Source organism: Pseudomonas faucium (assembly GCF_021602585.1).
Taxonomy (GTDB): Bacteria; Pseudomonadota; Gammaproteobacteria; order Pseudomonadales; family Pseudomonadaceae; genus Aquipseudomonas; species Aquipseudomonas faucium.
Genome location: NZ_BQIP01000002.1, coordinates 98,180 through 122,993, shown reverse-complemented (window position 1 = coordinate 122,993; position 24,814 = coordinate 98,180). Strand labels below are relative to the sequence as shown.

General features: G+C 64.8%; 27 protein-coding genes and 1 tRNA gene. 16 read left to right on the top strand and 12 right to left on the bottom strand.

Annotation, left to right across the window (positions count from 1 at the left end):
* Positions 1-72: 72 nt before the first annotated feature.
* Together L6D75_RS03230 and L6D75_RS03225 are read right to left on the bottom strand one after the other, a co-directional pair.
* Positions 73-318 (bottom strand): TIGR02647 family protein, encoded by a 246-nt coding sequence (locus tag L6D75_RS03230; RefSeq protein ID WP_176511405.1) that lies wholly within the window; start codon positions 316-318, stop codon positions 73-75.
* 69 nt (positions 319-387) lie between these two features.
* Positions 388-687, bottom strand: a complete 300-nt coding sequence (locus tag L6D75_RS03225) for a hypothetical protein (RefSeq protein ID WP_176511406.1) — start codon at positions 685-687, stop codon at positions 388-390.
* 111 nt (positions 688-798) lie between these two features.
* Between L6D75_RS03225 and L6D75_RS03220 the strand changes: the two genes are divergently transcribed.
* Positions 799-1,461 (top strand): glutathione S-transferase, encoded by a 663-nt coding sequence (locus L6D75_RS03220; RefSeq protein WP_176511407.1) that lies wholly within the window; start codon positions 799-801, stop codon positions 1,459-1,461.
* A 120-nt stretch (positions 1,462-1,581) separates the two neighbouring features.
* Here the strand turns inward: L6D75_RS03220 and argH are convergent, their stop codons facing one another.
* Positions 1,582-2,976 (bottom strand): argininosuccinate lyase, encoded by a 1,395-nt coding sequence (gene argH, locus L6D75_RS03215; protein ID WP_176511408.1) that lies wholly within the window; start codon positions 2,974-2,976, stop codon positions 1,582-1,584.
* A gap of 309 nt (positions 2,977-3,285) precedes the next feature.
* Here argH and L6D75_RS03210 point away from each other — a divergent pair, with 309 nt between their 5' ends.
* The 7 genes from L6D75_RS03210 (at position 3,286) to rsd (ending at position 9,728) form a co-directional block, all read left to right on the top strand.
* A complete protein-coding gene (locus L6D75_RS03210; RefSeq protein WP_176511409.1) occupies positions 3,286-4,029 on the top strand; it encodes a LytR/AlgR family response regulator transcription factor in 744 nt (247 codons plus the stop codon).
* Positions 4,030-4,217: 188 nt separating this feature from the next.
* Positions 4,218-5,159, top strand: a complete 942-nt coding sequence (gene hemC, locus L6D75_RS03205; protein WP_176511410.1) for a hydroxymethylbilane synthase — start codon at positions 4,218-4,220, stop codon at positions 5,157-5,159.
* A complete protein-coding gene (locus L6D75_RS03200; protein ID WP_176511411.1) occupies positions 5,156-5,923 on the top strand; it encodes a uroporphyrinogen-III synthase in 768 nt (255 codons plus the stop codon). Before hemC ends, L6D75_RS03200 begins: the two co-directional genes overlap by 4 nt.
* A gap of 45 nt (positions 5,924-5,968) precedes the next feature.
* Positions 5,969-7,069 carry a uroporphyrinogen-III C-methyltransferase gene (locus L6D75_RS03195; protein ID WP_176511412.1) on the top strand — a complete coding sequence of 367 codons (1,101 nt, stop codon included), beginning with the start codon at positions 5,969-5,971 and terminating at the stop codon, positions 7,067-7,069.
* Complete coding sequence (locus L6D75_RS03190) at positions 7,066-8,304, top strand: heme biosynthesis protein HemY (protein WP_176511413.1); 1,239 nt, start codon at positions 7,066-7,068, stop codon at positions 8,302-8,304. Before L6D75_RS03195 ends, L6D75_RS03190 begins: the two co-directional genes overlap by 4 nt.
* Before the next feature lie 218 nt (positions 8,305-8,522).
* The gene (locus L6D75_RS03185; RefSeq protein ID WP_176511414.1) at positions 8,523-9,026 is read left to right on the top strand and encodes a disulfide bond formation protein B; all 504 of its coding nucleotides are present in this window, start codon (positions 8,523-8,525) and stop codon (positions 9,024-9,026) included.
* Between the two features lie 231 nt (positions 9,027-9,257).
* Positions 9,258-9,728, top strand: coding sequence for a sigma D regulator (rsd, locus tag L6D75_RS03180; RefSeq protein ID WP_176511415.1), 471 nt, complete (start codon positions 9,258-9,260; stop codon positions 9,726-9,728).
* An 8-nt stretch (positions 9,729-9,736) separates the two neighbouring features.
* On the opposite strand, the gene L6D75_RS03175 is transcribed toward rsd, so the two are convergent.
* Positions 9,737-10,402, bottom strand: coding sequence for an FKBP-type peptidyl-prolyl cis-trans isomerase (locus L6D75_RS03175; RefSeq protein WP_176511416.1), 666 nt, complete (start codon positions 10,400-10,402; stop codon positions 9,737-9,739).
* Positions 10,403-10,616: 214 nt separating this feature from the next.
* Here L6D75_RS03175 and L6D75_RS03170 point away from each other — a divergent pair, with 214 nt between their 5' ends.
* Complete coding sequence (locus tag L6D75_RS03170) at positions 10,617-11,645, top strand: AlgP family protein (protein WP_176511417.1); 1,029 nt, start codon at positions 10,617-10,619, stop codon at positions 11,643-11,645.
* On the opposite strand, the gene L6D75_RS03165 is transcribed toward L6D75_RS03170, so the two are convergent.
* Complete coding sequence (locus L6D75_RS03165; RefSeq protein WP_176511418.1) at positions 11,621-12,103, bottom strand: TIGR02444 family protein; 483 nt, start codon at positions 12,101-12,103, stop codon at positions 11,621-11,623. The genes L6D75_RS03170 and L6D75_RS03165 overlap by 25 nt on opposite strands.
* 50 nt (positions 12,104-12,153) lie before the next feature.
* Between L6D75_RS03165 and L6D75_RS03160 the strand changes: the two genes are divergently transcribed.
* The gene (locus L6D75_RS03160) at positions 12,154-14,064 is read left to right on the top strand and encodes an ATP-binding cassette domain-containing protein (RefSeq protein WP_176511419.1); all 1,911 of its coding nucleotides are present in this window, start codon (positions 12,154-12,156) and stop codon (positions 14,062-14,064) included.
* A gap of 154 nt (positions 14,065-14,218) precedes the next feature.
* Positions 14,219-14,851, top strand: coding sequence for a LysE family transporter (locus tag L6D75_RS03155; RefSeq protein WP_176511420.1), 633 nt, complete (start codon positions 14,219-14,221; stop codon positions 14,849-14,851).
* 32 nt (positions 14,852-14,883) lie between these two features.
* Here L6D75_RS03155 and L6D75_RS03150 read toward each other — a convergent pair whose 3' ends face one another.
* Complete coding sequence (locus L6D75_RS03150; RefSeq protein WP_176511421.1) at positions 14,884-15,636, bottom strand: slipin family protein; 753 nt, start codon at positions 15,634-15,636, stop codon at positions 14,884-14,886.
* Positions 15,637-15,638: 2 nt separating this feature from the next.
* Positions 15,639-16,985 (bottom strand): NfeD family protein, encoded by a 1,347-nt coding sequence (locus tag L6D75_RS03145; RefSeq protein ID WP_176511422.1) that lies wholly within the window; start codon positions 16,983-16,985, stop codon positions 15,639-15,641.
* Positions 16,986-17,082: 97 nt separating this feature from the next.
* On the opposite strand from L6D75_RS03145, the gene L6D75_RS03140 reads away from it, so the two are divergent.
* The 3 genes from L6D75_RS03140 (at position 17,083) to L6D75_RS03130 (ending at position 18,556) form a co-directional block, all read left to right on the top strand.
* The gene (locus tag L6D75_RS03140) at positions 17,083-17,541 is read left to right on the top strand and encodes an aminoacyl-tRNA deacylase (protein WP_176511423.1); all 459 of its coding nucleotides are present in this window, start codon (positions 17,083-17,085) and stop codon (positions 17,539-17,541) included.
* Positions 17,542-17,603: 62 nt separating this feature from the next.
* Complete coding sequence (locus L6D75_RS03135) at positions 17,604-17,846, top strand: DUF2789 domain-containing protein (RefSeq protein ID WP_176511424.1); 243 nt, start codon at positions 17,604-17,606, stop codon at positions 17,844-17,846.
* Positions 17,847-17,917: 71 nt separating this feature from the next.
* The gene (locus L6D75_RS03130; protein WP_176511425.1) at positions 17,918-18,556 is read left to right on the top strand and encodes an NADH:ubiquinone oxidoreductase subunit N; all 639 of its coding nucleotides are present in this window, start codon (positions 17,918-17,920) and stop codon (positions 18,554-18,556) included.
* Positions 18,557-18,562: 6 nt separating this feature from the next.
* On the opposite strand, the gene L6D75_RS03125 is transcribed toward L6D75_RS03130, so the two are convergent.
* The 5 genes from L6D75_RS03125 to L6D75_RS03105 all read right to left on the bottom strand — a co-directional run bounded on the left by L6D75_RS03125 (position 18,563) and on the right by L6D75_RS03105 (position 22,100).
* Entirely contained in the window at positions 18,563-19,000 is a 438-nt protein-coding gene (locus L6D75_RS03125) for a CBS domain-containing protein (RefSeq protein ID WP_176511426.1), read from the bottom strand.
* A 152-nt stretch (positions 19,001-19,152) separates the two neighbouring features.
* A complete protein-coding gene (locus L6D75_RS03120) occupies positions 19,153-19,617 on the bottom strand; it encodes a DUF805 domain-containing protein (RefSeq protein WP_176511439.1) in 465 nt (154 codons plus the stop codon).
* Between the two features lie 26 nt (positions 19,618-19,643).
* The gene (locus L6D75_RS03115) at positions 19,644-20,000 is read right to left on the bottom strand and encodes an RING-HC finger protein (protein ID WP_176511427.1); all 357 of its coding nucleotides are present in this window, start codon (positions 19,998-20,000) and stop codon (positions 19,644-19,646) included.
* Positions 20,001-20,156: 156 nt separating this feature from the next.
* Entirely contained in the window at positions 20,157-21,884 is a 1,728-nt protein-coding gene (locus L6D75_RS03110; protein ID WP_176511428.1) for a dipeptidase, read from the bottom strand.
* Positions 21,885-22,023: 139 nt separating this feature from the next.
* Positions 22,024-22,100 (bottom strand) — tRNA-Arg (locus tag L6D75_RS03105).
* A 196-nt stretch (positions 22,101-22,296) separates the two neighbouring features.
* Here L6D75_RS03105 and L6D75_RS03100 point away from each other — a divergent pair.
* The gene (locus tag L6D75_RS03100) at positions 22,297-23,046 is read left to right on the top strand and encodes a GntR family transcriptional regulator (protein WP_176511429.1); all 750 of its coding nucleotides are present in this window, start codon (positions 22,297-22,299) and stop codon (positions 23,044-23,046) included.
* Positions 23,043-24,767 carry a fumarate reductase/succinate dehydrogenase flavoprotein subunit gene (locus tag L6D75_RS03095; RefSeq protein WP_176511430.1) on the top strand — a complete coding sequence of 575 codons (1,725 nt, stop codon included), beginning with the start codon at positions 23,043-23,045 and terminating at the stop codon, positions 24,765-24,767. Before L6D75_RS03100 ends, L6D75_RS03095 begins: the two co-directional genes overlap by 4 nt.
* Positions 24,768-24,814: the final 47 nt, after the last annotated feature.

The following is a 24,814-nucleotide window of genomic DNA, read 5'->3' as shown; positions in this document are numbered from 1 at the left end:
CTTTTTGGCGCCATTTTTCTAGCGCCCGTTTGGCTTTGTCGCCGGCACGCCGGCGACAAGGCCGGTTCAGGTTCAGGCAGGCTGCGGGGCCTTGAGGATGTTCAGCAGCAGTTGCACGCTTTCGGCCGCGTCGTGGCCAAGGCTGGTGAGGTACCCGCCATCAGGCTCATCGGTCAATTGCTTTTCGTGCAGGCGTTTGGCCGCAGCGACCAGGGCGGGGGAGGCGTTCGCGTGAATCTTGATGCCTTCCTGGCTGCTGTCCAGGTTGAACAGCGCGAGCACTTCCAGTTCGGCGATCAAATCGGGGGTGAAGGACATGGCGACTCCTGACTTCCAGACGAGGATGGCGGCACCGCCAGCGGTGCCTGACCCTGGAGTGTAGCCGGGTTATTCGTCCTCGCCTTGATCTGCCTCAGGTGGCAGCTCGGGCAGGGCGCGCAGGGCGTTTTCGTACCACTGGGCGTCGAACGGGCGATCTTCGGCGAGCATGTTGTCGATCTCGATGGCCAGTACATGGGCCATGAGGTTGAGGATGTCTTCGCGCTCGTAGCCGACCAGGGTCAGCTTGTTGAAGGTGGCCTTGGCAGCCGCTGGCTCGCCGCTTTCGATCTGGTTCTCGATGGCCTGGGTCAGCGTTGCCTCGGCGAAGGCTTCGTCGTCGTTGTCGATGTCGGTGGGCTCGCTCATGGCGCTACTCCTGATAGGGGGCGTACAGTTTGCCACGCCCGCGCTGGTCATGGCTTGCCGATCGGTCTATAAAAGCCGGGCCATCCCCACACGGCCTGGAGGCTGTTACCCATGCTCAAGCTTCACGGATTCGCGGTCAGCAACTACTACAACATGGTCAAGCTGGCGCTGCTGGAAAAAGGCCTGCCGTTCGAGGAGGTCACCTTCTATGGCGGCCAGGCGCCCCAGGCCCTGGCGGTCAGCCCGCGGGGCAAGGTGCCGGTGCTGGAGACCGAACATGGCTTTCTCAGCGAGACCAGCGTGATCCTCGACTACATCGAGCAGACCCGGGGTGGCAAGGCGCTGCTGCCGGCCGACCCGTTCGAGCAGGCCAAGGTGCGCGAGCTGCTCAAGGAGATCGAGCTGTACATCGAGTTGCCGGCGCGGACCTGCTATGCCGAGGCATTCTTCGGCACGGCGGTGGAGCCGGTGGTCAAGGAGCGTGCACGTGCCGAGCTGCTGGCGGGGTTCGCCACGCTCAAGCGCAATGGCCGCTTCGCACCTTATGTGGCAGGTGAAGAGCTGACGGTGGCCGACCTGATGTTCTGCTTCTCGGTGGACCTTGCGTATGCGGTGGGCAAGAAGGTGCTGAACATCGACTTCCTGGCGGACTTCCCGCAGGCGGCGGCGTTGCTCGAAAAAATGCGCGAGAACCCGCACATGGCGCGGATCGTGGCAGACAAGGACGCGGCGATGCCGGCGTTTCAGGAGATGATTCGCAGCGGCAAGCGCTGATCGTTGGGGGCTGCCTTGCAGCCCTTTCGCGACACAAGGCCGCTCCTACCGGGTTACGCGATTCCCTGTAGGAGCGGCCTTGTGTCGCGAAAGGGCCGCGCAGCGGCCCCAACTTCCAGATCAGCGCGAAGCCAGCAACGCCTTGCCACGCACAACGGCAGTACGCACCTGAGCCGGTGCAGTGCCGCCAATGTGGTCACGCGCATTCACCGAGCCTTCCAGGGTCAGCACGGCGAACACGTCCTGCTCGATCTGGTCGCTGAACTGGCGCAGTTCGTCCAGGCTCATTTCGGCCAGGTCCTTGCCGGTATCGACGCCATATTTCACTGCATGGCCGACGATCTCGTGGCAATCGCGGAACGGCAGGCCACGGCGCACCAGGTAGTCGGCCAGGTCAGTGGCGGTGGAGAAGCCGCGCAGGGCCGCCTCGCGCATGATTGCATGGCGTGGCTTGATCGCCGGGATCATGTCGGCAAAGGCACGCAGCGAATCACGCAGGGTGTCGGCGGCGTCGAACAGCGGTTCCTTGTCTTCCTGGTTGTCCTTGTTGTAGGCCAGCGGCTGGCCCTTCATCAAGGTCAGCAAACCGGTCAGGGCACCGAACACGCGGCCACTCTTGCCACGCACCAGCTCCGGCACGTCCGGGTTCTTCTTCTGCGGCATGATCGAGCTGCCGGTGCAGAAGCGATCGGGCAGGTCGACGAACTGGAACTGCGCGCTGGTCCACAGCACCAGCTCTTCGGAGAAGCGCGACAGGTGCATCATCGCCACGCTGGCCGCGGCGCAGAATTCGATGGCGAAGTCACGGTCCGAAACGCCGTCCAGCGAGTTGCCGGCCACGGCTTCGAAGCCCAGCAGCTTGCAGGTCAGCTCGCGGTCGATCGGGTAGGTGGTGCCAGCCAGCGCGGCGCTGCCCAGGGGCATGCGGTTGGTGCGCTTGCGGCAGTCGACCAGGCGCTCGTAGTCGCGGCTGAGCATTTCGAACCAGGCCAGCAGGTGGTGGCCGAAGGTGACGGGCTGGGCGGTCTGCAGGTGGGTGAAGCCCGGCATGATGGTGTCGGCTTCACGCTCGGCCTGCTCCAGCAGGCCTTCCTGCAGGCGGGTGATTTCGGCCAGGATCAGGTCGATCTCGTCACGCAGCCACAGGCGGATGTCGGTGGCTACCTGGTCGTTGCGGCTACGGCCGGTGTGCAGCTTCTTGCCGGTGATGCCGATGCGGTCGGTCAGGCGCGCTTCGATGTTCATGTGCACATCTTCGAGGTCCACGCGCCAGTCGAAGTTGCCGGCCTCGATCTCGCCCTGGATGGTCTTCAGGCCGTCGATGATGGTGTCGCGCTCGGCATCGCTGAGCACGCCGACCTGCGCCAGCATGGTGGCGTGGGCGATCGAACCCATGATGTCGTGGCGGTACAGGCGCTTGTCGAAGTCGACCGAAGCGGTGAAGCGGGCGACGAAGGCGTCGACGGGTTCACTGAAGCGGCCGCCCCAGGACTGATTGGTCTTGTCGGTGCTCATGGATTCACTCGTTGAAGGCGTGAACGAAAAAGTGGCGCCGATAATAGCAGGGTTGGGCGCGCCGCCGAAGGACACCGGTCGACAGAAATCTGCGGCAAACCGTAGCAATGGCGGGGGATGAGGATATTCACCGATTGAACGGCAGTGTTCCACGGACCGTCTACAGTTGGACAAAGGACTGGCAGTGAATCTGCCGGCTCAGTGAATCTTTGGCCTTCGTATCGGTCTAGAGCGTGACCGCAGTGTCGCTCGACCTGCATCTGTCTACGCTATACCTGTGCGAGACTCACTCAGGAATCCAGAGCAATTATGAATGTCCTGATCGTTGATGATGAACCCCAAGCCCGTGAACGCCTGACGCGGTTGTTCGGGGAACTGGAGGGGTACACCGTGCTGGAGCCCAGCGCCACCAACGGCGAGGAGGCCCTGGCACTGATCGAAAGCCACAAGCCCGATGTAGTTCTGCTGGACATCGGCATGCCAGGCCTGGATGGCCTGCAGGTCGCGGCTCGCCTGTGCGAGCGCGAGGCGCCGCCGTCGGTGGTGTTCTGCACCGGTGACGACGAATACGGTGCCGAGGCTTTCAAGGACAGTACCCTCAGCCATGTAACCAAGCCGATCCAGCCCCAGGCGCTGCGCGATGCGCTGCGCAAAGCGGAAAAACCCAACCGTGGCCAGCTTGCCGCGCTGACCCGGCCAGGCAGCGAAGGCGGCGGCCCGCGCAGCCATATCAGTGCGCGCACGCGCAAGGGCATCGAACTGATCCCGTTGCCGCAGGTGATCTATTTCATCGCCGACCACAAATACGTGACCTTGCGCCACGAAGCCGGCGAGGTGCTGCTCGATGAGCCGCTCAAGGCCCTGGAGGACGAGTTCGGCGATCGTTTCGTGCGCATCCACCGCAACGCCTTGGTCGCCCGCGAACGGATCGAACGCCTGCAGCGCACGCCGCTCGGGCATTTCCAGCTGTACCTCAAGGGCCTGGACGGTGACGCCCTGACCGTCAGCCGCCGGCACGTGGCGGGCGTGCGCAAGATGATGCAGACCCTCTGAACAGGGTCTGCGCACCTTTGGCAGGCGCGGCCTTGCGTCGCCAAAGGGGCGCGCAGCAGCCCCAGAATTGATGCTTCATCTCATAGGCCCCGGGGCTGCTGCGCAGCCCTTTCGCGACGCAAGGCCGCTCCTACAGGCGCCGACGGAGCTGTTATCATCGGCGGCATTCCTAAGCATTGGGGCGCTCCATGTCCACTCGCGAAATCCGCATTGCCACCCGTAAAAGTGCCTTGGCCCTGTGGCAGGCCGAATACGTCAAAGCCCGCCTCGAGCAGGCGCACCCTGGCCTGCTGGTCACCCTGGTACCCATGGTCAGCCGCGGCGACAAGCTGCTCGATGCGCCGCTGGCGAAAATCGGCGGCAAGGGCCTGTTCGTCAAGGAACTGGAAACCGCCCTGCTGGACAACGAAGCCGACATCGCCGTGCATTCGATGAAGGACGTGCCCATGGACTTCCCCGAAGGCCTGGGCCTGTACTGCATCTGCGAGCGCGAAGACCCGCGCGATGCCTTTGTCTCCAACCACTTCGCCAGCCTCGATGCCCTGCCGGCAGGCAGCATCGTCGGCACTTCCAGCCTGCGCCGCCAGGCCCAGCTGCTGGCGCGCCGGCCGGACCTGAAAATCCACTTCCTGCGGGGCAACGTCAACACGCGCCTGGCCAAGCTCGATGCCGGCGAGTACGACGCGATCATCCTCGCGGCGGCCGGGCTGATCCGCCTGGGCTTCGAGCAGCGCATCACCGACAGCATCAGCGTCGACGACAGCCTGCCGGCGGGCGGGCAGGGCGCGGTGGGCATTGAATGCCGCAGCGCCGACAGCGAGATCCACGCCCTGCTGGCGCCGCTGCACCACCTCGATACCGCCGACCGGGTCGTGGCCGAACGTGCCTTGAACAAGCGCCTGAATGGCGGCTGCCAGGTGCCGATCGCCTGCTACGCCGTGCTCGAAGGCGAGCAGCTGTGGCTGCGTGGCCTGGTCGGCCAGCCGAGCGGCGGCACTTTGCTGGTGGCTGACGCCCGTGCCCCGCGCAGCAACGCCGAAGCCTTGGGTGTGCAGGTTGCCGAAGACCTGCTGGGGCAGGGCGCCGAGGCCATCCTCAAGGAAGTCTATGGCGAGGCCGGGCATCCGTGAGCCAGTGGCGGCTGTTGCTGACGCGCCCCGCCGATGATTGCGCGGCACTGGCCCAGAGCCTTGCCGCCGCCGGGGTCGCCAGCAGCAGCTTGCCGTTGCTGGCCATCGAGCCGGTCGAGCTGGATGCGCCGCAGCGCCAGACGCTGGCCGCGCTGGGGCAGTACCAGGCGCGGATCGTGGTCAGCAAACCGGCCGCCAGGCTGCTTCTCGAGCACCTGGCGCAAAACGCGCTGCAGCCCCCGGCAAAGGGCTGGTTCACCGTAGGCGAAGCGACGGCGGCGGTGCTGCAGGAGGCGGGCCTGCAAGTGGCCTGCCCTGCCCAGGGGGATGACAGTGAAGCCTTGCTGGCCCTGCCGGCGCTACGAGCAGCCATGGCCGTTGCCGCACCGCGGGCGCTGATCGTTCGCGGTGTCGGAGGTCGTGAACTGCTGGCCGAGCGTCTTGCAGAGCAAGGTGCTAGTGTCGATTATCTGGAACTGTATCGCCGCTGCCTGCCGAACTACCCGCAGGGCACGTTGCTGCGCCGCATCGAAGCGGAACGCCTCAATGGCCTGGTGGTCAGCAGTGGGCAGGGTCTTGAACACTTGCAGCAGCTGGCGGGTGCCGATTGGCCGCGCTTGGCGCAGCTTGCGTTGTTCGTGCCCAGCCCGCGGGTGGCCGAACAGGCCCGGGCCGCAGGGGCCCAACAGGTTGTGGATTGCCGTGGTGCCAGTGCCACGGCCTTGCTGGCAGCCGTGCAGCGCAGCGCTGCACCTGCCTCTTAAGGCGCTAAGCTCAGAGCGGTGCGCCCCCATGCAAAGGATGGATACGTGAGCGAAACTGTCTTGTCGAACAATGATCAGCCGTCGGCCCAGGAGCCGGCGCAACCGGTTACCACCCCGCCCGCCAAACGCTCCGGCAGCGGCCTGGCCTTGCTGGCGCTGCTGGTGGGCGCCGCTGGGGTGGCGGTGGGCGGCTGGGGTGTCTGGCAGGTGCGGCAGCTGCAGGGCAGTGAAGTGAACCAGGGCCAGCACCTGGAGGCGCTGAACCAGCGCGCTGCGGCGCTGCAGCAGCGCGAACAGCAGATCAGCGCCCAGCTGGCCAGCCTGCCGGCCGCCAGCGAGCTGGAAGACCGCCGCCGCCTGGTGACGCAACTGCAAGGCGACCAGCAGCGGCTCAGCCAGCGCCTGGAAACCGTGCTTGGCGAGAGCCGCAAGGAGTGGCGCCTGGCCGAGGCCGAGCACCTGCTGCGCCTGGCGACCCTGCGCCTCTCGGCGTTGCAGGACATCACCAGTGCCAAGGCACTGGTCGAAGGCGCCGACGAGATCCTGCGCGAACAGAGCGACCCGGGCGCCTACGCCGCCCGCGAACAGCTTGCGCGCAGCCTGGCAACGCTCAACAGCACCCAGCAACCGGACCGCACCGGGTTGTTCCTCAAGCTGGCAGCCCAGCGTGACCTGGTGCAGCAGCTCAGTGCCCAGTCGCCTGAATTCGACAGCAACGCCGATGCGCTCGGTGCCCTGACCGCCGATGGCGATGGCGCCAGCCGCCTGTCGCAGTGGTGGGCCGAGATCTCCAAGTACTTCCAGATCGACTTCGACGCCGACGACAATGTGCGCCCGCTGCTGGCCGGGCAGTCGCTCAACCAGCTGCGCCTGGCCCTGAGCCTGACCATCGAGCAGGCCCAGTGGGCGGCGCTCAACGGCGAGGCCAAGGTCTACACCCAGGCCCTGGACGATGCGCGCAGCGTGCTGCTGGCCAACTTCAACGCCGACAACGCCCAGAGCAAGGCCATGCTCGACAGCCTCAATGCGCTGGCCGAGCAGCCGGTCTCGGTGGTCACCCCTGACCTGAGCGAGAGCCTGGCCGCGGTGCAGGCCTACATCCAGCGTCGCCACCTGCCGGCCGACAGCGAAGGGGGCAAACCATGAAGCGTGTCTACCTGCTGGCGGTGCTGGCGATCGTGATCGCCGCGGCGCTGGGCATCGCGGTGGCCAAGCACAGTGGCTACGTGCTGCTGTCGTATGGCAGCTTCCGCTACCAGTCCGGGCTGTGGGCCGCGCTCGCCGCGCTGGTCGCCATCGTCGCGGTGCTGTGGCTCCTGCGCTACCTGGTCGGCCTGGTGCTGACCTCCAGCGGCGTGGTCAACCCCTGGTCGCGGCGCAACCGCAGCCGGCGCGTGCGCATCGCCATCGAGCAGGGCCAGCTGGACCTTGCCGAGGGCCGCTGGGCCAGCGCCGAGCGCCACCTGCGCCGCGCCGCCGAGGCCGAACGCCAGCCGCTGCTGTATTACCTGGGTGCGGCCCGCGCCGCCAACGAACAAGGCCGCACGCAGGAGAGCAACGACCTGCTCGAGCGCGCCCTGGAGCGCCAACCCCAGGCCGAACTGGCCATCGCCTTGACCCATGCGCAGTTGCAGATGGACCGCGGCGAAAGCGATGGCGCACTGGAAACCCTGCTCGCCATGCAGGAACGCCACCCGCACAACACCCAGGTGCTGCGCTTGTTGCAGCGCCTGTACCTGGAGCGCGGCGATTGGTCGGCACTGATTCGCCTGCTGCCCGACCTGCGCAAGAGCAAGGTGCTCCCGGCCAGCGAGCTTGCTGCGCTGGAGCAGCGTGCCTGGGGCCAGAACCTGAGCCTGGCGGCCACCCGTGGCGAGGATTCGCAAAGCGCTCGCCAGTCGCTGGAACGCGCCTGGCAGCAGCTGACCGCGGCGCAGCGCCAGGAGCCACAGCTGGTGCTGGCCTATGCCGAGCAGCTGCGCCAGGTCGGTGCCCAGGGTGAAGCCGAGCAGGTGCTGCGCAGCGCCCTCAAGCGCGACTACGAAAGCCACCTCGCTCGCCTGTACGGCCTGGTGCGCGGCGATGACCCGGCGCGCCAGCTGCAGGCTGCCGAAGGCTGGCTCAAAGACCACCCGCAAGACCCGAGCCTGCTGCTCACGCTCGGTCGCCTGAGCTTGCAGAACCGCCTGTGGGGCAAGGCGCGCGACTACCTCGAAAGCAGCCTGCGCATGGAACGCAACCCGGAAACCTGTGCCGAGCTTGCACGCCTGCTGGCCGGGCTGGGCGAGACCGAGCGTAGCAACCAGCTGTTCCAGGAAGGCCTGGGCCTGCTCGATGAGCGCCTGCTGGCCTTGCCGTTGCCTGAAGGCGTGCGCGCCTGACCGACCCAGGGCCCGCGCCGAGGCGCGGGCTCCGGGGGCTGGTTACTTCTCCAGCGCAGCACGTTAAAGGTGCGCCATCGTTCTTAGGAAAAGCCCTACAACCCAGTTTGAGATTTCCTCTGCTGCTCAGCGACTTCTCGCGCCTGTCTTGCCTTGAAACAAAGCGCGCCTTTCCTCTACCGTTTCAAACCACTTCACTCTCCGGACCTTCTACGCCCATGCCGGCCCGTCTGCGCACGTTCTTTCTTCCTGCCTGCCTGGCCTCGTTGGCAGTGCTGATTGCGTCCTTCTACCTGCAGGCAACCCTGGGCCTCACGCCATGCCCGCTGTGTTTCAGCCAGCGTGTGCTGCTGGGCGTGTATGCGCTGATCTGCCTGTGCGGGGCGGTGCATGTGCCAGGCCCGCGCGGCATTCGGCGCTATGCCTGGGCAGCGCTGGCCAGCTCGGCATTTGGCGCGTTGCTGGCGGCGCGGCATGTGTGGTTGCAGGGCGCCGACGACAAAGGCCATGTGTGCCCGCCATCGCTCTGGCAGCTGTTCGACCAGCCCTTTGGCGAAGCGGCCTGGCAGTTGCTGCTGGGCGGACCGGGCTGCAGCTCGCTGACCTGGAGCTTTCTGGACCTGACCTTGCCCGAATGGAGCCTGCTGGCGTTCCTGCTGCTGGCGCTGCTGCCCATGGCCTGCCTGCTGGCGTATCGTTTGCGCAGCCTGGGTGAAAGTTGACCCAGCGCAAGCCTTGAGCGCCAGCGCGACCAATGGTGCTGCGCCAGGGTATTAAACACTTGTATGAACTTTGTCTGCTGCGTACCTTGATGGGCAGCACGTGCGGGAATAATCTCCCAGCACGCATACCGAAAACACAACTGCTCGATGCCGTCCTGCTGATGTCACCTTTGTGCTGCGCGGTCGTAGTGCGAGGTGCAGCGGCATCTACCCAGAAGGGAAGAGATCGCCATGCTCGATAGTTGTCAGAACGCCCAGGAACGCTGGGGCGGGGTCCATAAGCTGATCGACCGCTGGCTCGAGGAGCGCCAGGAACTGGTGGAGGCTTTCCGCGCCTTGCGCGCCGTGAAGCCGGCCTTCGCCGACAAGGACACCAACGGGGATTTTTGCGCGCTGCTGGTCGACTACGTCTCGGCGTGGCATTTCGAGGTCAGCGAGCAACTGGTCAGCGAAGCCAAGGCGTTTGGTGATACGCGGGGGCTGGAACTGGCCACGCAGATCAACCCGCGCATCGATGACAGCACGCAATTTGCACTGGCCTTCAATGACCATTGCGAAAAAGGCGAGTGCAAGGACCCTGAGCGTTTCGCCGACAAACTCACCAAGTTGGGTGGCTTGCTGCACGAGCGCTTCGAGCTCGAAGACTGCCTGATCGAAGTGCTGCACAACGCCCACAAGGAAGAAGGCGCGGTGCAAGCCTGAAGGTGGCGTCAGTCGCCGACAGCCAGCAGTTCGATCTCGAATACCAGGGGTGTGTAGGGTGCAATCAAGTCACCCGCCCCCTCGGCGCCATAGGCTTGCGCTGATGGGATCACCAGGCGCCATTTCGCACCGACTTTCATCTGCGGCAACGCCACCTGCCAGCCTTCGATCACCGAGCCCAGGCTGAACCACTGCGGCTGTTGGTTCTGGTCGAATACCGAGCCATCCGGCAGCCTGCCGACATAGCGCACCTGCACCTTGCCATTGGCTTTTGGCTGCGCGCCATTGCCGCTGCTCAGCTCGCTGTACAGCACGCCTTCGGGCAGTTCGTGCACGCCGGCGCGGGCGCGTTCATTGGCCATGAAGCGTGTTTCGATGGCCAGCAGTTTCGCCACCTCGGCCTGTTCGGCAGTGTTGCTCGCCTGTTCTTCATGCTGCTGCAATATGGCCTGCATGCGCGCCTTGTCGAGTTTCAGCGGCTGGTTCTGATAGGACTGGCGCAGCCCTTCTACCAGCGCATCCAGCTGCAGCCCCGGTACTTCCTCGCGCAGCCGCTCACCCAGGCTGGCGCCCAGGCTGTAGGCCAGGTCGGCGTCGTTGCCTGGGGCGGTATCGGGGGCGGCCAGAGCGAAGGGCGCCAACAGGCTCAGACCGAATACAAGATAACGAGGCATGCGCAACTCCAGCTCAATGAGCGATGAAGTATGCCAGCGCACCTGCGTAAATATCAGCAGCGATTTGTTAAGCAACTACACTTGCACGCAGCTGCAAGACAACAACTTTGCCCAGGCATGCAACGCGGCGCTAGCGATACTGTCCACATGCCCTAGCGGCAGTAGCAGCAGAAGCATAGTATGAGCCGCAATCTCGTCAGCCAGGAGGTAAACCATGTCGGCCAAAAAGAAGCCAGTAAGCACGCCGTTACACCTGCTCCAGCAACTTTCGGGCAGCCTGCTCGATCACTTGGAAGATGCCTGCACGCAAGCGCTGGCTGATGCGGAGAAACTGCTGGCCAAGTTGGAAAAGCAACGCGTCAAGGCGCAGGAAAAACTGCATAACGGCCGCCTGAAGTTGCAGGACGCGGCCAAGGCAGGCAAAGCCAAGGCCCAGGGCAAAGCGCAGAAAGCCATTGGCGAACTTGAAGGGTTGCTCGACTCGCTCAAAGAGCGCCAGACGCAAACCCGTACTTATATTCAGCAACTCAAGCGCGATGCCCAGGAAAGCCTGAAACTGGCCCAGGGTGTTGGCAAGGTACGCGAGTCGGCTGGCAAGGCACTGGAGCAGCGCGCGGTAGCGGCGAAGTCGGCCAAGGCTGCGGCCAAACCAGCGGCCAAGGCACCTGCAAAAGCGGCCGCCAAGCCTGCGGCCAAAGCGGCTGCTAAACCTGCAGCCAAGGCGCCAGCCCGCGCAGCAACCACCAAGGCCCCAGCGCGTACCGCAGCTGCCAAGCCGGCCGCAGCCAAGGCACCGTCCAAAGCGGCTGCAGCCAAACCCGCCGCTGCCAAAGCTACCCCGGCAAGAACCGCTGCCGCTAAACCCGCTGCCAAGCCTGCTGCAGCCAAAACCGCTGCTGCCAAGCCTGCTGCGAAAGCGGCGCCGGCCAAAGCTGCAGCCGCCAAGCCTGCTGCAAAACCGGTAGCGGCCAAAGCTGCAGCTGCCAAGCCTGCAGCAAAACCTGCGGCCAAGCCTGCCGCTGCCAAAGCTCCAGCCAAGCCGGCCGCCAAGCCAGCCGCAGCCAAGCCAGCAGCCAGGTCCGCAGGCAAACCTGCTGCCAAGCCAGCCGCCAAGCCGGTTGCCAGCAAGCCAGCCGAAACCAAACCGGCCACTGCGGCTACCCCAGCGACCAACTCGGCTACCCCGGCAGCACCTTCGGCCCCGGCCAGCACCCCAGCTCAGGCGCCGTCTTCGGCCTCCTGAAGCCCTGCGGCCGCGACGCGCAACTGCTCCAGCGCGTCGTGGCCACGGGCCTGGTCTGGCGCAAGCCAGGCCAGCCAATCTTGCGAGCCAACCTGCCCACCTGCAGGCCACTGCTGCGCACACGCCTGCAGGCGCTCCAGCAACGTCCTTTCCGCTTGCAGTTCCAACCCTTTCACTTGCTCCCTCAGCGCCGCCAGGTGCGGTTCGTGCTGCGCGGCTGCCCGCCACGCCTGGCGCAGGCTGCGCAGGGGCGTCACCACTTCCTGCTGCCAAGGTTCGGCAAGCGCACGCAAGGCCTGCACGCGCGCAGGGTCCGGCGTGACGCCACGCGCCTGCAACCAGGTTGCGCACAGAAGCAGGCAGACATCGCCGCCCAATGCCTGCACGTGCAAGCAGGCCGCTTCGACACCCGGCCGTGCATACAGGGCCAGGGCGTGATTCCACAGGTCGGTGTACATGATTCCACTCACGCTACGGGCCGAGGAAGCTGGTAGACTCCGCGACCATCATGATCAGACTATCCAACCTCACTTTACAGCGTGGTCCGCAGCGCTTGCTAGACGGCGCCGAGATGACCCTGCACACCGGTCACAAGGCCGGCCTGATCGGCGCCAACGGCGCCGGCAAATCCAGCCTGTTCGCCTTGCTGCGCGGCGAGCTTTCGCCCGATGGCGGCGACTGCCAGTTGCCCGGTGACTGGCGCATCGCGCACATGCGCCAGGAGGTCGACACCCTCGATCGCCTGGCCGTGGACTATGTGCTTGACGGCGACGTGCGCCTGCGCAAGGTCCAGGCCGAGCTTGCCCTGGCCGAGCAGGCCCACGACGGCACTGCCCTGGCGCGCCTGCACAGTGAGCTGGAAAGTGCCGACGGCTACACCGCCGATGCGCGAGCGCGCAAGCTGCTGGCCGGCCTTGGCTTCACCAACGAGCAGATGGACCGCCGGGTAGGCGACTTCTCCGGTGGCTGGCGGATGCGCCTGAACCTGGCCCAGGCCTTGATGTGCCCGTCCGACCTGCTGCTGCTGGACGAACCGACCAACCACCTGGACCTCGACGCCATCCTGTGGCTGGAAGACTGGCTCAAGGGCTACCCCGGCACGCTGTTGCTGATCTCCCACGACCGCGACTTCCTCGATGCCGTGGTCGACCACGTGCTGCACGTCGAGCAGCGCAAGCTCAACCTGTACAAGGGCGGCTACAGCGCCTTCGAACGCACCCGTGCCGAGCGCCTGGCGCAGCAGCAGCAAGCCTACGAGAAGCAGCAGGCCCAGCGCGCGCACATGGAAAAGTACATTGCCCGCTTCAAGGCCCAGGCCACCAAGGCCCGCCAGGCGCAGAGCCGGATCAAGGCCCTGGAGCGCATGGAAGAGCTGTCGGCGGCGCATGTCGACTCGCCGTTCGACTTCGTCTTCCGTGAGTCGCAGAAAATCTCCAGCCCGCTGCTGAGCCTGTCCGAAGGCCGCCTGGGCTATGGCGACAAGGCGATTCTGGACAAGGTCAAACTGCAGCTGGTGCCGGGTGCGCGGATCGGCCTGCTCGGCCCCAACGGCGCGGGCAAGTCGACCCTGATCAAGAACCTCGCCGGCGAGCTGGAGCCGCTGTCGGGCCGCCTGGTGCGTGGCGAGAACCTTGCCGTGGGCTACTTCGCCCAGCACCAGCTCGACTCGCTGGACGACAAGGCCAGCCCGCTGCTGCACCTGCAGCGCATCGCCCCGGCCGAACGCGAGCAGACCCTGCGCGACTTCCTTGGCGGGTTCGACTTCCATGGCGACCGCGTCGACGAGCCGGTGGTGAATTTCTCCGGCGGCGAAAAGGCCCGCCTGGCCCTGGCGCTGATCGCCTGGGAACGGCCAAACCTGCTGCTGCTCGACGAACCGACCAACCACCTCGACCTGGAAATGCGCCTGGCGCTGACCATGGCCTTGCAGGAATTTTCCGGCGCCGTGGTGGTGGTTTCCCACGACCGTCATCTGCTCAAGAGCACCACCGACGAATTCCTGCTGGTGGCTGACGGCAAGGTCGACACCTTCGATGGTGACCTCGACGACTACAGCCGCTGGCTGGTCGAGTACCGCCAGCGCAGCGCGCCGGCGAGCACGGGTTCGGCCAACCCGGACAAGACCGACAAGAAGGCCCAGCGCCAGGCTGCTGCCGCCTTGCGCCAGCAACTGGCGCCGCACAAGAAGGCCGCCGACAAGCTGGAAGCCGAGCTCAACCAGGTGCATGCGCAGTTGGCCGAGATCGAGGCGGCGTTGGCTGATAGTGGGCTGTACGAGGCGGCGCGCAAGGATGAGCTGCGTGACCTGCTGGCTCGCCAGACCAAGCTCAAGCAGCGCGAAGGCGAGCTTGAGGAAGGGTGGATGGAAGCGCTGGAAACCCTTGAGAGCATGCAGGCTGAGCTCGAGGCGTTGTCCTGATCGCTTGGTGTCGAGAGTGCGGGCCCTATCGCCGGCAAGCCGGCTCCCACAAGTAGCCGGCGATAGGCGAAAGGATTTCTGTAGAAATCACTGGTCATTTTTTCACCAACCCCTTAGCTTAACGTTTTGAAACATACGTTGAGCGAGGTGTGTGATGTCGATGGAAGTGTGGTTGGGCTTCTTTGCCGCGTGTTGGGTGATCAGCCTTTCACCGGGCGCCGGGGCGATTGCCTCGATGTCCAGCGGCCTGCAGTACGGTTTCTGGCGCGGTTACTGGAACGCCCTGGGCCTGCAGCTGGGCCTGATCGTGCAGATCGCCATCATTGCCGCCGGCGTCGGCGCCATCCTCGCCGCTTCCGCCACCGCGTTCCAGGTCATCAAATGGTTCGGCGTCGCCTACCTGATCTACCTGGCCTACAAGCAATGGCGCGCCCTGCCGATGGACATGACCGAAGAATCCGGCGTGCGCCCGATCGGCAAACCGCTGAGCCTGGTGTTCCGCGGCTTCCTGGTCAACGTCAGCAACCCCAAGGCGCTGGTGTTCATGCTCGCGGTGCTGCCGCAGTTCCTCAACCCGCATGCGCCGCTGTTGCCACAGTACATCGCGATCACGGTCACCATGATCAGCGTCGACATGCTGGTGATGGCGGGCTACACCGGCCTTGCCTCGCGGGTGCTGCGCCTGTTGCGCACGCCCAAGCAGCAGAAGCGCTTGAACCGTACCTTTGCCGGGTTGTTCATTGGCGCTGCCACCTTCCTCGCGACCTTGCGCCGCGCGCCGATCTGACCGCTTGCCAGGGGCCTTGTGAAGGCCCCTTTTCATTTCTGCCGGTCCACCATTCCCTTGAGCAAGTCCAGCGGCATCGGAAACACGATGGTCGAGCTCTTGTCGCCGGCAATCGACCCCAACGTCTGCATGTAGCGCAGCTGCATGGCCCCGGGCTCCTTGCTCAGCATCTGCGCCGCCTGCATCAGCTTCTCGGAAGCCTGCAACTCGCCTTCGGCATGGATCACCTTGGCCCGCCGCTCGCGTTCCGCCTCGGCCTGGCGGGCAATGGCACGGACCATCGATTCGTTGAGGTCGACGTGCTTGATCTCGACGTTGGCCACCTTGATGCCCCAGGCGTCGGTCTGCGCATCGAGCACATGGCGGATGTCCAGGTTGAGCTGCTCGCGCTCGGCCAGCAGCTCGTCCAGCTCGTGCTTGCCCAGCACCGCGCGCAGGGTGGTCTGCGCCAGCTGGCTGGTGGCGACCAGGAAGTCCTCGACCTGGATGATCGCCTTCTGCGGGTCGAGCACGCGAAAGTACAGCACGGCATTGACCTTGACCGAGACGTTGTCGCGGGTGATCACATCCTGCGGCGGCACATCCAGCACCACGGTGCGCAGGTCGACCCGGACCATCTGCTGGATCACCGGGATCAGCAGGATCAACCCCGGCCCCTTGACCTGCCAGAAGCGCCCGAGCTGGAACACCACGCCACGCTCGTACTCGCGCAGGATGCGAAAGGCCGAGAGCAACAGCATCGCCAGCACGACCAGCACGGCGCCAAAACCCACTTGCATGAACATCGTCATTCCCCTTGCGCCGCTGCGGCGGCGCTCACTTCCAGCATGACCCCTCGGCGTGCCGTGACGCGCACGTGCTGGCCGGTTTGCAGGGGTGTGGCGCAATGCACTTGCCACTGTTCCCCCTGGGCCAGCACGCAGCCGCAGAAGGGGTCGTTCGCGGTTACCTGGGTCACGGTGACCAGGCTGCCGACCAGGCCGGCATCGCCGCTGACCAGCGCCCGCCGGCGCGCTTTCAGGGCCATGCCCAGCACGCCGCCGATCAGCAGTGCAGAAAGCACCGCCAGGGTGGCGATCAGCGTCAGCGGGATGCCGAAGCCGGGGGCGTCGGTGTCGACCAGGATCAATGCGCCGACCACGAAGGCCACGATGCCGCCGAAGCCGACCACGCCGAAACTGGGCAGGAATGCTTCGGCAATCATGAAGGCGATGCCGAGCAGCACCAGCGCCACGCCGGCAAAGCTCACCGGCAGCAGCTGCAGGGCGTACAGCGCCAGCAGCAGGCAGATGCCACCAACCACGCCACCGACCGCGGAACCCGGGTTGATGAATTCGAACAGCAGGCCGTACACCCCGATCATGATCAGGATCAGCGCCACGCTGGGGTTGGTGATCACCGCCAGCAGGCGCGTGCGCCAGTCGGGCAGGTGTTCCACCAGGCTCGCGTCGCGGGTGTGCAGCTGGCGCGGCTGGTCGGCGGCGGTCACGGTCTTGCCGTCGAGCTGGCGCATGAGCTCGGGCAGGTCGCTGGCCAGCTGGTCGATCACCTTCAGGCGCAGGGCTTCGCTGGCGGGCAGGCTCACCGCGTCGCGCACTGCCTGCTCGGCCCACTCGGCGTTGCGCCCGCGCAACTGCGCCAGGCCACGGATGTAGGCGGCGGCGTCGTTGACCTGCTTGCGCGCCAAGGTGGCGTCATCGCCTGAAGGGCTGGCCTTGTCGTCCTTGGGCAGCCCGGGCGCGCCACCGATCTGCACGGGCGTCGCCGCGCCGAGGTTGGTGCCGGGGGCCATGGCCGCCACGTGGCTGGCATAGAGGATGTAGGTGCCGGCGCTGGCGGCACGGGCGCCGCTGGGGGCAACGTAGGTGGCTACCGGCACGGGGCTGGCGAGGATCGCCTTGATTATCTGGCGCATGGCGCTGTCCAGCCCGCCCGGGGTGTCCAGGCGGATGACCACCAGCTGCGCGCCCTGGTCCTTGGCCTGCTCCAGGCTGCGCACCAGGTAGTCGGCGCTGGCCGGGCCAATGGCGTCATCGATGCTCAGCACCCACACCGCGCCGGGCGCGGCGCTGCCACTCGGGGCGAAGCCAAGTACCAGCATCAGCATCAACCAGCGGCAACATCGAGCGAGCACCTGTCGTCACCTCGCGGGCCTGTGTTCTAGAAGTTTAGCTGTGGCTGCCGGGGTACGGCCTAAACTTGAAGATTGGGGGCGAAACCGGAGGTGCATCATGCGTATGGCCAAGACCTTGCAGCAGCGCCTGGACCAGGCCAACTGCGATTACGACATCATTCCCCACCCACACTCGGCCACCAGCCTTGAGTCGGCGCGCACGGCCGGGGTGCCTGCCGAACGGGTAGCCAAGTCGGTCATGCTCGATGACCGCCATGGCAACTACCTGATGGCCGTGCTCCCGGCCAACCGGCACCTGGACATGAGCAAGGTGCGCGTGTCCGGCGCCTGGCAGCTGACCCGCGAAAGCGGCCTGCCGAGCCTGTTCGGTGATTGCGAGCGCGGCGCCATCCCGGCCATGGGCGACGCCTACCAGATAAAAATGCTGCTCGATTCGAGCCTTACCCGCCAAGGTGATGTCTACCTGGAGGCGGGTGACCACGATCACCTGATCCACATGAGCATGGAGCAGTACCTGAAACTGGTACCGCAAGCCGAAGTACGCGAGCTGTGCTGATGTACACACACCAATGTCGGGTGGGCGTCGTGGACGGCCTGCCCGGCACATGAGGAGGAAACATGGACGCACCGATTCATCCATTCGCCGAACTGTTCAAGCAGCTGGGGCTGGCGGACGATCCGCAGAGCATCGACCAGTTCATCACCAGCCATTCCCCTTTGAAAAACGAAATCAAGCTGGTGGACGCGCCGTTCTGGAACGACGCCCAGCGCGCGTTCCTGAAAGACAGCATCATTGAAGATTCCGATTGGGCCGTGCCCTTCGATCAACTCAACGAGGCTTTGCGCCGCCCGCGAAAATAAAGCGCCGAGCGGCACCTGATGAGTGATTTGGCCGTTGCTATGCTCAGGAAAACAATAAGGGGATAGGCGCAATGAAAGATCCCTACGCACCAGGTTTCTGGTGCTCCGTGACGATCCTGGGCACCCTGACGGCCAGTTACTTCTACGGCATCCGCCAGACCCAGCAGATGAACCAGGCCGTGCAGTTTCTCTACGCTGCAGCCGCAATCACCGCGGCGGTGGCGTTGCTGGCATTGACGTGGATCGCCTGGCAGCAGTTGCACCTGAACCGGCGCGAAGTGGCCCAGGGGCGAACGTTGCTGACCATCTGGAACACCAAGGTTGCGCTACGCCGCGTCGAGACGGTGTTCGACCGCTATTTCTGGGGTAGCTACTGGCATTCGGGGCGCACCTTCGAGGAGGTGATGGGCGAGCTCAAGGGCACGCCGCTGGAGCAGAGCCTGGATGCCCTGAAGCGCCAGTGCCGGGCGCTCGACCGCGAAACCCACGACCATCATCACCACTGGCTGGCCAATGCCCGCGACCTTTCCAGCGTGGCCACGGCCATGGCGCGCGAGCGCTACCAGCTCGACCTGTGCGAGCCGTCGAGCACCGGCCATGGCAACACGGCAGTGCTCAATCGTGACCTGGAAGTGCTGGTGTACACCTGGTCGGCGCGCCTGCGCAGCTTCGACCATCAGCTGGACGAGCTGGAGCGCGCCTATCACTGAGTGGGCTCATTCGCCGCGGATGTACTGCTCCAGCTGCTTGATCAGGCTGGCCTGCTCGGCGATGGTTTCCTTGACCAGGTCGCCGATCGACAGCAGCCCGAGCAGCTCGCCATTGCTGACCACCGGCAGGTGGCGCAAGTGGCGGTCGGTCATCAGGTTCATGCAGTACTCAAGGTTCTGTTTCGGCTCGACCGTGACCACCGGCGCGCTCATGATGTCGCGCACAGGCGTTGCCGCCGACGAGCGGCCCTTGAGCACCAGCTTGCGTGCGTAGTCACGTTCGCTGACGATGCCCACCACCTGGTTGTTCTCCACCACCGGCAGCGCGCCGACGTTTTTCTCCGCCAGCATTTTCAGGGCGTCGAGTACCGAGTCATCCGGGCCGATGGTGTAGACGGTCTGGTGCTGGGACTTGGTCTTGAGGATTTGTTCGACGTTCTTCATACAGGCCTCTGCGGGTGGTAAACCGAGCTCTTGGAGTAAATAAAGCATCCAGCACGCCGGCCTGCACGGCAATGCAGGAAACGGCATGGAGTCGATTGAAAAACGTCATTGCCCTGCTTGAGTACCCGGTACCCGCACGTGGGCGAAATTACCTATACGGAAGTGGCCTTCGGGTTGGGGCCGAAGCGGTTGTCGCCAGGAGTGCCGTCCTGGATCAGGAAAATCAGGTTCACGATCGGCAGCAGCAGCCACCAGCCGCTTCGGTCGCTGTCATGCAGGCGACGTACACCGACAGCGATGGTGGGAAGCAAGAGCCCCCAGTTGTAAATGTTGATGAGGATCTGTGAATCACCCGCCAAGGCTTCGACGACAGCGATGGCAAGGGAGATCAGCGTACTGACCAGAAGAAACAACCAGTATTCCTTGCGGCGGGCGCGCCCTTGGAACGTGGCGTATTTCTTCAGCACCCTAGGGAATACATTGCCGAAAGTGATCGGCGTGTTGTCGGCTACAGCTGTAGCTGCCACACCACCGTTGGCAACCTGGGGCGCGCCACACCCCGGGCAGCTCAAGGCGGTTTCATCAATCTGTTTGGCGCAGCCGCGGCAGAACACCATGCTCATTTGTTTTCCCTCACCGTTGATTAGCTTCTTGAAAGACCGATGTAGAAGAACAGCGATATGCCAGACAAGATCAAGCCGGCGATGGCGAGGCCATTGCCGGGCCTCTTCTGGCTGATGCTGATGATGCCCATGATCAGGCCCATGCCGGCGAACAAACTCAGGCCCAGCAGGGTGTCGTTGTCCCATTCACCGTCATCGAACAGCGTGCTCAGGCCGTTGACGCCGAGGATCAGGGATATGGCTCCCAGCCACGGTGTTTGGCCACCGCTGGCCTGGGTGTTTGCAGGCACTGCAAATTGAGGGGCGCCACATTGTGGGCAGGTGGGTGCCGATTCGTGCAGCTGACGAGCGCAGCCGCGGCAAAAAACCATTGCCATTTGTGAGTCCTTTCAAACGGTCGGCGAACATGTTCGTGGGAACAGGCTCAGGAGGTTAGCAAATATCTCGTTAGTGGCGAAACAATAGCGCCGATGGATCGATCGGGAATGCTGTCGAAAAAAGGCGCCTTAGGCGCCTTTTTTCATGGAAAACGATCAAAGCTTGGGCATCTGCCCGATCCGCGCCACCATCTCGCTCACCACCTGCAGGTCGAGCATGAACTGCTCCACGGTCTTGAACTCGTTGTCGTTGTGCCCGGTGTACTTCACGTCCGGCATGGCCAGGCCGAACTGCACGCCGTTGGGCAGGTCATGCACCGAGGTGGCGCCGGCCGATGTGCCGAACGCGTGCTGCATGCCCAGGTTCTCGCTGGCAACATCGAGCAGGGCCTTGACCCATTCACCCTCGGGGTTGCGGTACATCGGCTCGTCGAGGCTGTAGTTGAAGGCCACCGAGGTGTGGCTCTGGCGGGCCCAGTCGCCCAGCTTGTCGGCCAGTTCGTCCTTGATCGTGGCCAGTGGCTTGCCCTTGGGGATGCGCAGGTTCACCGCCAGTTTCAGGCCTTTCTTGTCCACGCCGACAAAGGTCAGCGAGGCGGTCAGCGGGCCCATGAAGTCGTCCTTGAACGCCACGCCGAGCTTGTTGCCCAGGTAGTCCAGGCCCCAGTTGTCGGCGGCATAGCGGGCGGCGTCGGTGAACTGGTTGTGCTTGAGCGGCACCTGCTCGCCCAGGCCGTTGATGAACCCGAGCATGCGCGCCACCGGGTTGACCCCGGATTCCGGCTCGGAGGAGTGGGCCGAAACACCGGTCACCGTGAGCAGCACCTTGTCGCCTTCGGCCTTGGCGGTGATCTTGAAGTCGTTGCCGTTGCGCTGCACGTAGTCGGCGCCGGCTTTTTCCAGTTGCGCGGCCAGTTGCGCCGGCTTGTCGCTTTTCAGCGTGGCCACCGAGGTGGTCGGAATCTGGTTGGTGGCCAGGCCGCCGGTCAGGTTGACGATTTCCGCACCCTTGCCGCTGGCCGGGCGTTTGCTGAAGCTGGCCATGATGGTGCCGTAGCCTTTTTCGGCGATCACCACCGGGTAGCCGCCATCGAGCGCCAGGTTGTAGTCGGGCGTCGGGTTGCGGGCGAAGTAGTAGGGGATGGCCTCTCCGCTGGTTTCTTCGGTGGTGTCGATCAGCAGCTTGAACTGCCGGGCCAGGGGCAGTTTCTCGTCCTTGGCCACCTTCAGCGCATACAGCGCCACGACGATGCCGTTCTTGTCGTCCTCGGTGCCGCGCCCGTACATGCGGTCGCCGACCAGGGTGACCTTGAACGGGTCCAGGCGGGTGCCGTCGTCCAGCTTCCAGTTGTCCGGGTTGACCGGCACCACGTCGGCATGGGCATGGATACCCACCACTTCCTTGCCCTCGCCGAGGGAAATCTCGTACACGCGGTTGTCGATGTTGCGGAAGGCCAGGCCAAAGCCTTCGGCCAGGGCCTTGATCTTGTCGGCGATCTTGAGGAACTCGGGGTTCTCGTGCTGCGGCACGCCTTCGACGCTGAAGGTGGGGATGGCCACCAGCTCGCGCAGGGTTTCGGTGGCAGCCTTGCCGTACTTGATGCGGGTGTACAGGCCCAGCAGGCGGTTGATCTCGTTCTGCTGCTCGGCGCTCAGCGGCTTGTTGGCGAGGAAGGCCTCGAGGGTTGCGCCGAGGTTGTCGGCCTTGGCCAGATCACTGCCGTTGAGCTTGCCGATGAACGCCTTGAAGTCGGCAGGATCGGCGCCGTCGTAGGCCTTGATGATGGCCGCGGACTGTTGCTGCGAGAGGTTGGCGTGGGCGGGGAGCATGAGCAGGCCGGCACTGGCCAGCACGAGCGTTGCAGTCAGTTTTTTCAGGAGCATGAGCGTGCGCATTCCTTCGCGAGACGGGAAAAAGGATGCTCACGCTATCACCAATGCGCAGTGGCACGGGAGTGCCTGGAGTGCGACATGTCGCACAAATGAAAAAGCCCCGGGCTCAGGCCCAGGGCTTCTCGTGATATGGCGCACTCGGCGGGATTCGAACCCACGACCCCTGCCTTCGGAGGGCAGTACTCTATCCAGCTGAGCTACGAGTGCAACGCGCACGCATGATACCCATCTGATTCGGCGTCGTCCATCGCCTTGATCTTTGGCCATTTTTCCCGATTGCCCAGGCCGGCCACGACAAACCCATCTATCCATATGCATTAACAGTATTTCCAGCGCGTTTCTTATGCCCGCTACTATCTGGTCACAACTTGTTATAACAAGTCACCGAACAGCGAAGAGACCCATGGCCGAACTGCTCCCCCTGTCCCCCGTACCGCTCTACACCCAGCTCAAGGCACTGCTGCGCGAGCGCATCCTCGACGGCACCTACCCTCCGCACAGCCGCATGCCCTCGGAAAACGAGCTGGGCAAGGCGTTCGATGTCAGCCGCATCACCGTGCGCCAGGCGCTGGGTGACCTGCAGAAAGAGGGGCTGATCTTCAAGATCCACGGCAAGGGCACCTTCGTCGCCAAGCCCAAGGCGTTCCAGAACGTCAGCACCTTGCAGGGCCTGGCCGAGTCGATGACGCAAATGGGCTACGAAGTGATCAACCGCCTGCGCAGCTTCCGCCACGTGCCGGCCAGCGCCCTGGTGGCGGCGCGGCTGCAGGTCGAGGAGGGGAGCCTGGTGACCGAGATCCGCCGGGTGCGGCTGATCAACCGCGAGCCGGTCTCGCTGGAGCTGACCTGGCTGCCCAAGGCCGTGGGCGAAAAGCTGGAGAAGGCCGACCTGGTCACCCGCGACATCTTCCTGCTGCTGGAAAACGACTGCGGCATCGCACTCGGCCACGCAGACCTGGCCATCGACGCCGTGCTGGCCGACAGCGACCTGACCCAGGCGCTGGAGGTGCAGGAGGGCGCGCCGATCATGCGTATCGAGCGCCTCACCCACACCGCCGACGGCGCGCCGCTGGACTTCGAACACCTCTACTACCGCGGCGATGCCTTCCAGTACCGCCTGCGCATCGACCGCCAGAAAGGGAGCACGGCATGAGCATCCAGACCCAGGACTACGACATCATCGTCATCGGCGGCGGCACCGCCGGCCCGATGGCGGCGATCAAGGCCAAGGAGCATGACAAAGCGCTGCGCGTGCTGTTGCTGGACAAGGCCAACGTCAAGCGCAGCGGCGCCATCAGCATGGGCATGGACGGCCTGAACAACGCCATCATCCCCGGCCACGCCACGCCCGAGCAGTACACCAAGGAAATCACCGTGGCCAATGACGGCATCGTCAACCAGGCCACTGTGCATGCCTATGCCACCCACAGCTTCGAGACCATCGAGCAGCTCGACCGCTGGGGCGTGAAGTTCGAGAAGGACGAAACCGGCGACTACGCATTGAAGAAGGTGCACCACATGGGCGCCTACGTGCTGCCCATGCCCGAAGGGCACGATATCAAGAAGGTGCTCTACCGCCAGCTCAAGCGCGCCCGCGTCGAGATCAGCAACCGCATGGTCTGCACCCGCGTGCTGCTCGATGGCGAAGGCGCCGCTGCTGGCGTGCTCGGGTTCGACTGCCGCAGCGGCGAGTTCCGCGTGGTGCGTGCCAAGGCGGTGATCCTTGCCTGTGGCGCCGCCGGGCGCCTGGGCCTGCCGTCCTCGGGCTACCTGATGGGCACCTACGAAAACCCGACCAATGCCGGCGACGGCTACGCCATGGCCTACCACGCAGGCGCGGAGCTGGCGAATTTGGAGTGCTTCCAGATCAACCCGCTGATCAAGGACTACAACGGCCCGGCCTGCGCCTACGTGACCGGCCCGCTGGGCGGCTACACCGCCAACAGCAAGGGCGAGCGCTTCATCGAGTGCGACTACTGGAGCGGGCAGATGATGTGGGAGTTCCACCAGGAACTCGAAGGCGGCAACGGCCCGGTGTTCCTCAAGCTCGACCACCTGGCCGAGGAAACCATCCAGAACATCGAAGAGATCCTGCACAGCAACGAACGCCCCAGCCGTGGCCAGTTCCATGCCGGGCGCGGCACCGACTACCGCCAGCACATGGTCGAGATGCACATCTCCGAGATCGGCTTCTGTTCCGGGCATTCGGCCTCGGGGGTGTGGGTCAACGAGAAGGCCGAGACCAGCGTCAAGGGCCTGTACGCCGCCGGTGACATGGCGGCAGTGCCGCACAACTACATGCTCGGTGCCTTCACCTATGGCTGGTTCGCCGGTGTCAACGCCGCGCAGTACGTGGCCGGGCGCGCGCTTGCCGAGGTCGATGCGGCCCAGGTCGAGCGCGAGCGCGAGCGGGTGTTCGCGCCACTGCAACGCGAGCACGGCCTGCCGCCCGCGCAGGTCGAGTACAAGCTGCGGCGCATGGTCAACGACTACCTGCAGCCGCCCAAGGTGACCAAGAAGATGGAAATCGGCCTGGCGCGGTTTGCCGACATCGAGCGCGACCTGGCCCAGATGAAGGCCAGCAACCCCCACGAACTGATGCGCGCGATGGAGGTGACGGTGATTCGCGACTGCGCCGAAATGGCCGCCCGCGCCTCGCTGTTTCGCCAGGAAAGCCGCTGGGGGCTGTACCACCACCGGGTCGACTTCCCCGAGCGCAACGATGGCGAGTGGTTTTGCCATTGCCACCTGAAGAAGGGCGATGACGGCCAGATGACCAGCTTCAAGAAGGCTGTCGAACCCTACCTGATCGCCCTGGATGCCGAGGAACAGACCGCCTACGACCGGCTGCGGGTCAAGGCCGATGCCGCATGAACCGGGGCCGCGCCCACACGGTCAGCGGTGATCGGTGTGGGAGCCGG